This window comes from Algoriphagus sp. AK58, assembly GCF_014324365.1.
Lineage (GTDB): Bacteria > Bacteroidota > Bacteroidia > Cytophagales > Cyclobacteriaceae > Algoriphagus.
Map to the genome: position 1 here is coordinate 114,536 of NZ_QEIG01000020.1, position 13,089 is coordinate 127,624.

9 protein-coding genes are annotated in these 13,089 nt (G+C 44.9%); 2 read left to right on the plus strand and 7 right to left on the minus strand.

Annotated features, from left to right (window positions below):
* Window positions 1–123 precede the first annotated feature (123 nt).
* Complete coding sequence (locus DDT91_RS17425) at window positions 124–1,284, plus strand: VCBS repeat-containing protein (RefSeq protein WP_187177473.1); 1,161 nt, start codon at window positions 124–126, stop codon at window positions 1,282–1,284.
* Window positions 1,285–1,298: 14 nt separating this feature from the next.
* Here the strand turns inward: DDT91_RS17425 and DDT91_RS17430 are convergent, their stop codons facing one another.
* The 4 genes from DDT91_RS17430 to DDT91_RS17445 form a co-directional block, all read right to left on the minus strand.
* Entirely contained in the window at window positions 1,299–3,725 is a 2,427-nt protein-coding gene (locus DDT91_RS17430) for an ABC transporter permease (RefSeq protein ID WP_187177474.1), read from the minus strand.
* Window positions 3,726–3,810: 85 nt separating this feature from the next.
* Window positions 3,811–4,503 (minus strand): head GIN domain-containing protein, encoded by a 693-nt coding sequence (locus tag DDT91_RS17435; RefSeq protein WP_187177475.1) that lies wholly within the window; start codon window positions 4,501–4,503, stop codon window positions 3,811–3,813.
* Between the two features lie 150 nt (window positions 4,504–4,653).
* Entirely contained in the window at window positions 4,654–7,086 is a 2,433-nt protein-coding gene (locus DDT91_RS17440) for an ABC transporter permease (RefSeq protein ID WP_255502175.1), read from the minus strand.
* A 201-nt stretch (window positions 7,087–7,287) separates the two neighbouring features.
* Entirely contained in the window at window positions 7,288–9,657 is a 2,370-nt protein-coding gene (locus DDT91_RS17445; protein ID WP_187177476.1) for an ABC transporter permease, read from the minus strand.
* 172 nt (window positions 9,658–9,829) lie between these two features.
* On the opposite strand from DDT91_RS17445, the gene DDT91_RS17450 reads away from it, so the two are divergent.
* Window positions 9,830–10,231 (plus strand): four helix bundle protein, encoded by a 402-nt coding sequence (locus DDT91_RS17450; RefSeq protein WP_187177477.1) that lies wholly within the window; start codon window positions 9,830–9,832, stop codon window positions 10,229–10,231.
* A gap of 34 nt (window positions 10,232–10,265) precedes the next feature.
* Here the strand turns inward: DDT91_RS17450 and DDT91_RS17455 are convergent, their stop codons facing one another.
* The 3 genes from DDT91_RS17455 to DDT91_RS17465 form a co-directional block, all read right to left on the minus strand.
* Window positions 10,266–10,964 carry an ABC transporter ATP-binding protein gene (locus DDT91_RS17455; RefSeq protein WP_187177478.1) on the minus strand — a complete coding sequence of 233 codons (699 nt, stop codon included), beginning with the start codon at window positions 10,962–10,964 and terminating at the stop codon, window positions 10,266–10,268.
* A gap of 133 nt (window positions 10,965–11,097) precedes the next feature.
* Complete coding sequence (locus DDT91_RS17460; RefSeq protein ID WP_187177479.1) at window positions 11,098–11,451, minus strand: four helix bundle protein; 354 nt, start codon at window positions 11,449–11,451, stop codon at window positions 11,098–11,100.
* A gap of 168 nt (window positions 11,452–11,619) precedes the next feature.
* Complete coding sequence (locus tag DDT91_RS17465) at window positions 11,620–12,870, minus strand: efflux RND transporter periplasmic adaptor subunit (RefSeq protein WP_187177480.1); 1,251 nt, start codon at window positions 12,868–12,870, stop codon at window positions 11,620–11,622.
* Between the last annotated feature and the right edge of the window lie 219 nt (window positions 12,871–13,089).

Genomic DNA, 13,089 nt, shown 5'->3' on the forward strand with positions numbered 1-13,089 from the left:
TTTCAAAAGAATAAACCTAAGGCTAACCGATTTTTGATTTGCTGTACCTAAAAATGAAAATCAAGGATTTGCGGTTTTTTGGCAAAATCCTCTAAATTAACATCTGACCCAGCCCTAAAACCCATGATGATTTCACCATTCCTATCGCTTTTTCTTGCTTTTCAGACAGCCTCGGAACCCAAATTTGAAGCTCAGGTAATCGACCCGAATATTTCCATAGGCTATGGGATGGCCATAGGAGATGTCGATGGAGATGGGAAGCAGGATATTCTTTTGGCTGACAAAACCGAGATCGTCTGGTACCGAAATGGAGATTGGAAACGGCACATCATGGTGGCTAATCTTACTGTCTCCGACAATGTCTGCATCGCAGCGAGGGATTTGGATGGAGATGGCAAAGTAGAAGTTGCAGTTGGTGCCCAATGGAACCCCGGAGAAACCTCCGATCCAGAAAAATCCGGAGCTGTTTTTTATCTGCATCGACCGGCCGATCCCACTCAAAAATGGACTCCAAAACCACTGCATCACGAACCCACCACACACCGGATGCGATGGATTAAGACTGACGGAAAAGCTTACTTGATCGTGGTGCCGCTTCATGGCAGAGGAAATAAAAACGGCGAGGGAGAAGGAGTCAAAGTGATGGCATACGAGTTCCCGGAAAACCCTGCCGCAGACTGGAAATACGAAGTGATCGACGAAAGCATGCACCTCACGCATAACCTTGACGTAATCGACTTAGGCACTGAAGAAGGAATTCTATTAGGTGGAAAAGAAGGTGTGCGGATGATTTCCGTAGCGCGCGGCAAATGGAAAAATGAGCCCATGACGATTTCAGGACATGGAGGAATCGGGGAATTACGGCTGGGGAATTTATCCGGAGAGAATCGATTCATAACAACAGTTGAACCCATGCATGGAAACAGTTTAGTGGTTTATGAGGGAGCCAATCCAACTTCCCCTTCTACCCTATCCAATCGAATCCTATTAACTGACAAGCTGAAAGAGGGACACGCCTTGGTCACAGGTGATTTTTTGAATCTGGGTTCAGAGCAGATCGCTATCGGCTGGAGGAATCCCAATAACCAGCAAGAGATCGGAATCAAGCTTTTTATTCCCAAAAACGGTTCATTCTCCCAATTTGAGGAAGTTTGGATCGATCAAAACGGCATGGCCTGCGAGGATATTCAGGCGGCAGATCTCGATGGAGACGGAAGGCTGGACTTGATTGCCTCAGGAAGGTCGACCAAAAACCTGAAAATCTACTGGAATAGAAGCCAATAAGGTCTTCTGATTACCTACTCACTCTTGATACTCTTCACCGGATTGGCCCAAGCAGCTTTGATGGTCTGGGAAGTGACTGTAAGTGCCGCGATCAGGCCTGCCAAAATTCCTGCAACCAGAAATACAGTCCAATTGATGCCAATATGATAGGCAAAGTCATCCAGCCACGAATTCAGTCCAAACCAGGAAATCGGCACTGCCAAGATAAACCCGATTCCCACCAGCTTCATAAAGTCTTTGCCGAGCAATACCAAAATATTTCCTGTCTCTGCCCCCATGACTTTGCGTATTCCGATTTCCCGGGTGCGCTGCTCGGTAGCAAACGTCACCAATCCCAACAATCCCAAAATCGAAATCAAAACTGCAAGACCTGAGAAAAAAGTAAAAATGGTCTTCAACCTGTTTTCAGCCTCATATTGTCGGTTAAATCCTTCATCCACAAACAGGGGTTCAAATGGAAAATCGGGTCGGAGTTGAGCCCATTCGTCTTTCAAATAAGCCATTACCTCCTCCCGTTGAGCCGCATCGATTTTGATACTGAGCAGGTTGTTTCGGTTTTGAGAAATCATAAATACAATCGGCACAATAGGCTGGTGCAAGCTCTCAAAGTGGAAATCCTTCATTACTCCGGTGACAAAGCCTCTCCTTACTCCGTATTGAAACTGCTTCCCGATTGCTTCTTCGGCACTGCTCCAGCCCACTGCACGGATAGCAGTTTCGTTGAGGACAAAAGCCTGGGTGGAATCGCTGGCCTGAAGGAAATCAAAGGTTCGCCCCGCCACCACAGGTATTCCGTAGGTCTCCAAAAAGTTGTGTCCCACATGAATATCCGCAATCCGTACATCGATCTGAGTCAGTTCTCCATTGACTTCAGCGGTTGTTCCCTGAGAGTCTAGTAATCTTCCTGAAGGAACTCTGCTGGACATGGATACCGCACGTATGCCGGGATGGTTTTCCAGACGATCTTTGATGATCAGGTAATTTTCATTGATTTGGGGACTGTTGGGCAAGACCACAATATCTTCCTGTTGAAAGCCCAAATCCTTGTTTTGCATAAAATTGAGCTGATTGATCACCACCAAAACCGCCACGATAAGTACCACCGAAATGGCGAATTGTCCGACCACCAATACAGACCGGAACCGCTCATGGCCTTTACCGGCTTTGAAGGTTCCCTTCAAGACCCTGGCAGGCATAAATCCGGATAAAAACAGCGCGGGGTAGCTTCCTGAAATAAGGCCCACAAACACCATAATCCCTCCAATTCCCAGCAAATACTCGGGATGAGTAATCAGGTTGAAACGGAGTGGTTTTTCGACAAAATCCGAAAACTGAGGCAAAAACAACCAAACCAGCATCACAGCCAAAACCATGGAAAGGAAAGTCATCACCAAAGACTCTCCCATAAACTGGCGGATCAAAATGGAGCGGTCGGCTCCCATTACTTTGCGAAGCCCCACTTCCATAGATCGTAAAGAGGATCGGGCGGTGGAGAGATTCATGAAGTTGATACAGGCAATCAGCAGGATAAAAAATGCCACCGCGAGGTAAATGTACACGTAGTCAATATTACCGTTGGGTTCGATTTCGGAAGCAAGATTGGAATGTAGGTGAATATCCGCGATGGGCCAAAGGAAAAGTTTGGTACCCTGAGAGGCTGGGATTCCTGCCTGATTGGCCTCCATGTGCCGGTCAATCAAACCGGGGAGTTGATTCTCAAAATCCTGATACTTGACTCCCTCTTTCAGCTTGATAAACGTCGAAAAATTATTAGATCCGTAGTTGGACATAAAGCCTTCCAATCCCCCATAAAACTGAACCACCGGAATCATCGAGGCCACAAAATCCACATGAAAGTGCGAGTTTTCAGGCAGATCCTTCATCACCCCTCTTACCTGAAGGGGATAATCTCCTCCCGGGAGAACCGCAACCAGCTCTTTTCCGATGGGAGACTCATTCCCAAAATAACGCTTGGCTGTGGATTCGGTCAGTATAATTCCTTCCGCTTCGTTGAGAGCTTCCTTGCCCTGACCTTCCACAATTTCCCAGGAAAACAGATCAAACGCCTCCGGGTCGGCAAAGAAAAACCGGTCCTCTTCGAAAGCCTCCGTGCCGGATTTGATTAAGGGATTAAAGTTGAATATCCGAGCAGAAACCTCCACGTCCTCGGGAAAATCCGATTGGATCAAAGGACCAAAGGGTGGTGCAGTATGGCCCAAGTGGAGACTGATTTCCCCGTCGGGATTAAACCATGCTCTGCTGACTCTGAAAATCCGGTCCCCATCTGGATAATGTCGATCATAGCTCAGTTCAAACTGCACATACAGTAAAATTACCATACTCACTGCCATTCCAAGGGCCAGTCCTATCAGGTTGATCAAGACATACATCGGATGTTTTTTGGCATTCCGAAAGACGATTTTGAAATAGTTTTTGAACATGGTCAGGAGATTAGGTCAAACTGGAATAGTGCCGATCAAAAACCCAGACCGGCACCGAACATAGATAGGGATGGGTAGTATGCCTTTATTGCTTGATCACCCGAGAGGATCCGCTGCTGGCAATACTTTGATTTTCTGGATTGCCTTTATAGTAAACATTTCCAGAGCCTGAAGAACCTACCGTCAGGCTTTTTTCCGCAGTTACCGAAGTTTGGCCAGAGCCTGATTTTCCGATTTTTACTGTTTGAGCGATCAGATTGATCCCTTCAAAATTTCCTGAACCTGATTGCCCGATATGGAGATCTTCTACCTCACCACCGGCGATCCGTATTTCACCCGAGCCACTCATTCCTACATCGAGTCGGTAGGCATTGATTTTCCGGGTTTCAATTACCCCCGAACCAGATGATCCTAAAGCAAACTGCTCTGAACCAAAATCGGATAAAAGCTTAACATTGCCGGAACCAGAAACACCCACTGACTCCAATTCCCTCACGGTGATATGAACGCTCAAATCCACATTTCGATAGGTACCTTTTTCAAGTTTGATTTTGAGCGTTCTGCCATCTACTTCAGTAATGACTTTGCTTAAGTCAAAGGAATTGGATTCCAATCGGACTTCATCTTTTGAACCTTTGGTGATGGTCACATCCCAACTGCCCCCGGTTTCCACTTTGGTAAATGAACCGGGGGTTCGGGTTTCGGATTTTTGGGCATTGGCGGTGAAAACCACGGCCATAAAGAGGATCAGAGAGAATACTACTGAGGAAAGTTTCATAGTCAGTTTAGTTTAGGATAGAATTAGATTTTCATTTTTTATGCCAAGGAAAAACCTTCTAAAAAGCTTTTTTTCAAAGGTTTATAAGTTAAGATTGTCCGTTGGAGAGAATAATTGACCGCCAACGGACGAAAGTGGATCGGATTGATTTCACTCATTCTTTAGATAGTCCACCGGGTTGGACGCGGCTGTTTTAAAGCTTTGATAGCTCACGGTCAACCAGGCAATCACGATAGAAATCAGTCCTGAAATCCCCACCAAAACCGGATCGATTGTGGTGCGAAAAGCAAAGTTTTGCAGCCAGTATTTTTCCATCAGGAAGTAGCTCAAAGGGCCGGCAATCAAAAAAGCAATAACCACCAATACAATGAAATCCTTACTCAGAATGGTCACCAAATGACTCATTGATGCCCCAAGCGCCTTTCGGATGCTGATTTCTTTGGATCGTTGTTCGGTCGTATAGGCCGCCAGTCCAAAAAGACCCAGGCAGGCGATACTGATGGCCAAAATGGTGAAGACAAGAATGATTTTACCCATTTTCTCCTCAGACTGGAACAACCGTGCAAAATTGGAGTCCACAAAAGTGTATTCAAAGGCCGCTCCATCGGCATGTTTTTTCCAAAGTTGTTCCAGTTGGGCTATTTTTTCTTGGGGATTTCCAGGACTGATTCGGATCGCCATCTCATTGTTTGGCGTGGGGCCCAAAGTCATGATTAAGGGCTTCACGGTAGCTCTAAGGCTTTCGAAATTGAAATCTCGGATAACTCCGATCACGGTGCGTTCCACCGGCTCTGAGTTCACATTCCAAAAACCACTTACTTTTTGACTTCCATCCAATGTAGTCCAGCCCATTTGTCTGAAAGCCGTCTCATTCAATATTACAGTTCCTGTATCGCTGGGAAACTCCCTAGAGAAAAACCTTCCCTGAACCAGCTCATAACCCAAAGCCTGCTGCTGATCATGATCCACAAAGTTGAGATTACAGAGGAAATCCTGTTGGGTGTCGGTGGTTCGAAACACGGAGGACCAGTCAATATTGGGAGGTAGGGTATTGGCGAAACTTGCGGCCACAAAGCCAGATTGGCTCAACAACTCCTGCTTAAAGGCCTCGGCATTATTACCCAAAGCCCTAGTGTGAAGCAGATCGATCACATTTTCTTTTTGGAATCCGAGATTTTTCTCCTGCATAAATTGCAGCTGTTTATACACCACCATACTGCTGATGATAAGGCAAATGGATATCAAAAATTGAAACACGACCAAGCCATTTCGGAAATTGGAACGTTTGACCCCACTTCTGATTTTTCCTTTCAAAACCGTCACCGGTGAAAAAGAAGTCAGGTAGAAAGCCGGATAAGAACCCGCCATTAAACCCACCAACACCAGAAAACCTAAGATGCCTGCCAAAATCACAGGATCTGTAAATATCCCCAAGCCGAGAGTTTTTCCTGAAAGTTGATTAAAGGGATACAAAGACAATAGAATAAAAACCAGAGCCACTACCCCGGAAATCAAGCAATACAAAAATGATTCAGACAGAAACTGAAAAACAAGACGGCTTTTTTCAGCTCCAACTGCTTTTCTTACCCCTACTTCCTTGGCCCGGTTGGAGGCACGAGCTGTTGCCAAATTCATGAAATTGATACAGGCAATCAGAATAATGAAAAGTGCTACCGCTCCAAAAATATAGAGGTATTGGATGCTCCCTCCCGGCTTGATCTCCTCAGAGGTGTCAGATTTTAAGTGAATATCCAAAAGCGGAAAGACAACATAACCGAATCGGTTGCCCTGCTCCTGAAAAGCCTCTAAGGAAATGCCCAAAAATTGCTGAATCTCCGGTCCAAAATACTTGACAATAAACGCATCCAATCCTGATTTTACCTTACCTGGGTCAGCTCCGGGATGAATTCTGTAATAAGTAAACAAGTTGTTCGAAGACCATTGCGGGTCTTTCATATAATTCCAGCTTTCCCCTGACAAAATCATATCGAAATCCATGTGAGAGTTGTGTGGAGGGTCTGTTACCACTCCGGTAACTTCCGTGGCTGTTTTTTCCGAGCCTCTGAAAAGTACTTTTCCAATGGCTTCCTCCTCTCCAAAATATCTTTTCGCAGTAGATTCTGTCAAAATCACCCGATTTGGACCAACTAAGGCGCTTTTCGGATCACCTTGTACTAATTCAAATCCGAAAAAATCGAAAAAATTAGGGTCAGTCACCAACGTAATCGGCTCGGTGAACGACTTCTCTTCATAACGCACCGGCATGGTACGGAACAATCCCAATCGGATGGCATCCGCCACCTCCGGAATTTCATCTTTGATCGCCTGTGCCATTGGGGCAGGAGAATAGGGCATGTTAAACTCATTTCCGTTCATGCTTCCTTGCATTCCCACGCGATAGATGAGTTCGGCATTGGGGTGAAATTTATCGTAGCTAAGCTCATCTACGATGTAAATCAAAATCAGAATGGAAGCTGCCATCCCCAAGCTTAAGCCCAGGATATTGATCCCCGAATACACTTTGCTTTTCAGGAGGTTACGATAGGCGATTTTCAGATAGTTTTTCCACATGGCAGGCGGCATTTAAGTTGGTTTAGTAATTGGAAAAATGGAGTTGGTTTAGTTTTCAATGAAGTAGATGCGGCTTTCATTCAATTAGTTGCAAATAGTGTAACAAAAAATAAAAATGCCCTTTGGAGCTCCAAAGGGCATTATTTCTAGAAAAATATGTTCGCCACTTGTACGTTTTGGTCGTTGACGGACAATTTTTTGAAAAATAAACTTCTATTCCGTCTTGATCGCTTGTACCGGATTGCTTCGTACCGCTTTGATGGATTGGAGGGTGACAGTGATCAAGGCAATCCCAAGGATTAATACGGCCGCCAATGGAATAAACCACCATTCAAAATCAATCCGATAAGCGTATCCTTCCAGCCAATCACTCATAAACCAATAGGCCAAGCCCGACCCGATCAAAATGGACACCATCACTACGAGGATAAACTCGCGATTGATTACCTGAAGAATATTGAATGTTGATGCTCCCAGTACCTTTCGGATGCCGATTTCCTTGGTTTTTTGCTCTGCCACATGTGCAGAAAGTCCTAATAAACCCAGACAGGAAATCAAAATCGTCAAGATGCTGAAATACTGAGCCAAATCCCTCAACCTCACATCATCCTGATACAAACGGGCGTAATTGTCATCCATAAATTGGTAAGTGAATGGAAAAACAGGATTAAGTTCCTCTGCCACTCGTTGAATGGAGGCCAGTGTTTCCTGCATTTCTCCCGCCTTCACACGGATAAACGCATTACCCGCAAAAGTCGGATCCAGAATGATAAAGGCTGGCTCCATGATTTGGTGAAAACTTTGGAAATGGAAATCTTCCACTACCCCAGTCACCTGCCGGGTCGCTCCATTGATGGTGACAGTCCGGACATCGGGATTGGTTTGAGTGATGATCTCAAATGCCCGGCGGTTCAAAATTACCGACTGAGTAGAATCTGCTCCTTTATTCCTTGAAAAATCCTCTCCATCGATCAGCTTCATCCCCATCGTAGGGAGAAAGTCATAATCCACTAAAATCCGTTCAAAAAGTGCATTAAACTCCGGATCTTTTCCTTCCCAATTCACATCGCCGGTATTGGAATTCCTTCCCAGCAAGGTATGGGTGGTTCGGGTGACCGATTCGATGTTGGGATTATTTTCCAATTGGGTTTTGAAAATCTCATATTTTCCAAAAAGCTCTCCTTCCAGAGGCACCATGACCAATTGATCTTTTTCGTACCCGATATTTTGTTTCAGCGCATAGTTGATCTGCTGAAATACCACCACGGTGGAAACGATCAATGCAGTGGCCAAAACAAACTGGAATAGCACCAAGCCTTTTCGGGCCAAGACGACCCTTTTGCTGCCTTGAATGTGATTTTTGAAAACCGACACCACCTTGGTAGCCGAAAGGTAAAACGCCGGATAACTGCCCGAAACCAAACCGGTAAACAAAATCACAGCCCCCAACTGTAACCAAAACCAACCATCACCCAAAGGCAAGCTCATTTCTTTTCCGGTTAGCGTATTGAATACCGGCAAAGTTAACTGAACTAATAGCAAGGCTAAAAAGCCAGAGAAAACCGTAATTAATACCGATTCGCTAAGAAATTGGTAAACTAGCGAGGACTTATCTGCCCCAGAAACTTTACGAACCCCCACTTCTTTTGCCCGTTTTTGGGATTTGGCGGTGGAGAGGTTCATAAAGTTGATGCAGGCAATTAGCAAAATGAAAAAGCCGATCATGGCAAAAAGCTTGACGGTTTTGATTTTTCCTTCCTGCAACTTGCCGTCTTTCCAGGAACCATGGAGATACAATTCACTTTGCGGGTAGGCAAAGAGCTTAACATTGCTGTTTTCATTTCGCTCGAGAATAAAATCCTTGATCGATTCGGAAAACTTTTCCCCATCAGTTCCTGCCCTCAATTTCACAATGGTACTCGGTCCGTTGTTCCCCCAGTATTTCAACCATTGATTGTAAGGCTTGTCAAACATCACCTGGTAAGGCAATATGAACTCAAAAGCTGAGTTTACCTTTGTCCCCAAGCTTTTTAAGACTCCTTGAACCACGTAGAGTTCTTCTCCTTCATTGCTTACAAGCTGAACTGACTCCCCAACGGCATCGGTGGTTCCGAAGAGCTTCACGGCCGCCTCCTCCGTCAGTACAATGTGGGACTTGTCTGAAAGGGCTAGCTCCTTATTTCCATGGAGGAAAGGATATTGCATGATGTGTAGATAATCCGCACCGGCAAAGAACCCATTCAACTTCACCCTCTTTTCCCCATTGACAAAGAGGTGCTCCTCATTCCAGGAGAAGGTGGCCGCTTTTTCAACTTCAGAAAGGCTTTCTTTCATCGTTTCAGCCAAAATTCCAGGAGTTGAGGTTGTAGTAAATATTTGGGCACCGTAGGATTGATGCTCCATGACCCGATAGACCTGATCTGACTCGGCGAGGCCCCTTCCGACTTCAAATTCACTTTTGATCCAAAGACCAATCAAAATAGCTGCCCAGAGTCCAAGAGAAAGTCCCAGGGTATTGATCAAAAAAGTGAGTTTGTGTTTGGCAAAGCCGCGAAGGGCGATTTTTAGATAGTTGGTTAGCATGAGAAGTTGGGAAGTTTGGGGGTATGGGAGTTGGAAAGTTTGGGGGTATGGGAGTTGGAAAGTTTGGAGGTTGGGAAGTATGTTGAATAGAATTTGGGAGAGATGTTTTAAAATACTTCTATTTTCAATAATTTGATTTTCATCCAGTTAGCATCATTTAATCTAGCCAATCATGGAAACTTTCAAATTTGAAAAACTAAGAATCTGGCACACAGCGATGGATTTTGGGGAGTTGATTTTTGATGCCTCAGGCCAATTTCCGATCGACGAGAAATACAATTTGATCTCACAAATTCGTAGAGCAGCTGATTCCATAGCTCTAAATATCGCCGAAGGTTCCACTGGCCAATCGAACAAGGAATTCCGAAAATTCATCGGTTATTCGTTACGATCATTGGCTGAGGTGGTCACCTGTTTGCACAAGGCAAGAAGAAGGAAGTATCTATCTGAAGCTGATTTTTCCAACTTTTATACTCAAGCCTATGCTTTGATGAACAGTATGGGAGCTTTTCGAGCTACTTTGAAAACCAAAAAGCCAACTGATCGCGGAAGTGCAAACTCAGGAGGAAAATGACCTCCTGACTTCCTTACTCCCATTCTTCCCTGCATCATACATGAAATTGCTCCCGGATATTCTCCGTCACCACTTTTCCGTCAAAGAGATTGATCACGCGATGGGCGTAGTTGGCGTCGTGAGGAGAGTGGGTCACCATCACGATAGTGGTGCCTTCATTGTTTAACTCCTCTAGAAGACGCATTACTTCTTCCCCATTTTTAGAATCCAAGTTACCGGTAGGTTCGTCAGCCAGAATTACCGCCGGCTTGGCCACAATCGCCCGTGCAATAGCCACACGCTGCTGCTGACCACCGGAAAGCTGCTGAGGAAAGTGATTGCGCCGGTGCATGATATTCATACGCGTAAGTACTTCCTCCACTCGCTTTTTACGCTCATCCGTACTGATTTTCAGGTACAAGAGTGGTAGTTCCACATTTTCAAATACTGTCAGTTCATCGATCAGGTTAAAGCTTTGAAATACAAATCCAATGTTGCCTTTTCTCAAAGCCGAACGCTGTCTTTCAGAATAGGCAGCTACTTCCTTATCCAGGAAATAATATTCCCCGCTATCAGGATTATCCAGCAAGCCAATGATGTTGAGCAAGGTAGACTTGCCACAACCCGAAGGCCCCATAATGGCGACAAATTCTCCTTTTTTGATTTCGATTTGAATGCCGTCGAGCGCGGTAGTTTCGACTTCTTCGGTGGTGTAAAGCTTTTTGAGGTTTACGGTTTTGATGACGTTTTCCATAGTGATGAGATTGAAGACGGGAGACCGAAGAATCCGGATCCCATCGATTAATTGAAGTTTTAAGTTTGAAGATTGGAGACCGAAGACCGAAGAAAACGGACCCCAACGATTAATTATAGTTTGGGGGTTAAATTCATTTAATGTTATTCTTAAATCCAATGGTCATATTCATCAGATCAAAACTATCCTTATAATTTTTTTCAAATTCTTCAATAGTTATATAGCTCCTTCGCTTTGCTTTATACAGGCAGGTAACTACCTCAGCAATAGATCTGATTGAAAAACCAAGAAACCTATGTTGCTCTGGATTAGTCTGGGAAATAGAGCCTTCGGCAATATTTAAAGCAATTGAATCAGCAGCCCGATTGATTTGGCCTGTCAAGTTGTACAATTCCTCTTTGGGAAATTTCTTAGAAAGCTCATGGATTTCCTCAGCCAAATCCATGGCTTTTTGCCAGATTAAAAGTTTTTCAAATTTAAAGTTCATCTATTTATTGATTTGATTATCAGAACTTAATATTAAAATTATTCACCAAACTCAAGGATAGAAAACAATCAATCTTCCACCTATTCCAGAAATCCTGAACCAATCTCCGGTCTTCCGTCTTCGGTCATCTGTCTTCAGTCTCCGGTCTCCCGTCTTCCGTCTCCCCACTTATTTCAAATTCAACACTTCATTCGTCCCGAAATTCTCGTATCCGCTGATGATCACTTTTTCGCCTTCAACCAGGCCTTCGAGAACTTCATAGAACTCGGGATTCTTTCTGCCCAAGCGGATAGTTCTTTTTTCAGCATTGCCGGAAGCATTCAGCACATAGACCCAGTTGCCTCCGGTATCTTTGAAGAAGCCTCCGGTCGGAAGGAGCAGGCTTTGCTCGCTTTGGCCGAGTTCGAGACGAATGCGGACACTCTGCCCTCTTCGAATTCCTTCCGGTGCTGTACCGGTGAAAATCATATCCACCTCAAATCGACCATTGGTAATGGTTGGGTAGATTTTGGAGATTTCCAACTCATATTCCTGCCCGCTGAGGGTAAATTTTCCTCTTAAACCCTGGCTGACTCGAGGCAAATAGAGTTCGTCGATCGGAACTCTTACTTTGAATTCATCCAGGATATCAATCTGTCCATAGCGCTGTCCGGGATTGATGGCCTGTCCGACCTCCAGTTGCTGAGGAGTAGCCAGCTGCCCTGCGATCGGAGCGGTGATGATCAGATTATCCAGAATATTTCCCACGCCCGTGAGGGAAGCATTCATCCGGTTTTCCGACATTCTCAGCTGATTGAGCTGAATGGACCGGGCCACAGAGTCATTACGATAAGAAGCATAGGTCAATTTGCGGCGCTTGACATTGTATTCGTATTGCTCTTTGACCTCTTCAAATTCCCGATCGGAAACCAACTTCTTGTCATGTAATTCCTTGAATCGCTTGTATTGAGGTTCCAACAGGCTGATTTGGTAATCGATCTCGGCCAATTGTCCTTGCTGATTGAGATCGTTTTGATCCAAGAGCAATCGGGTTTGTCGAAGGTTGTTGATCTGCTCGTAAAGCATGGTCTCCCGCTGCATCACATCAAGCTGAAGGTTGGAGTTGTTGAGCACAAGGATGGTGTCTCCCCGCTTTAGTAATGCACCGGATTCCCTGACTACCTTGTGAATGACACCTCCTTCGATGGCATCGAGGTAAACTGTACGGGCAGGTTCAATCTGTCCGGAGACCAAAATGTAATCGGTAAATTCCCCAGTTTTGACTGTTCCAATACTGATTCGGTCCTTTTCCACATTCATGGTGGAGCGATGATCTGCAAATCCCAACTGGTAAATAATCCCCCCAAGTACCACAGCTCCTCCGAGGATGGCGGCTATCTTTTTGGGAGTCCAGGTTTTCTTTTCAATTTTTCTGTCCATTGTGTGTTGCTGCCTAGTGGCGGTACTCCCTTAATGCCAAAGGCTGTGCCATGCCCAAAAAGCCCTGAAATGCTCAAATAGCGGGGTTTGGGCGGTCAAGGAAAAATCCTTCTCGAACATTTTCGTCCGCCAGCGAACAAAAGTGATCCAAAGACGAAAAATAAATCCTAACTTATCATTAGGCTTATCGATTTCAAAAACGGCCATTTTCGCCCGAAA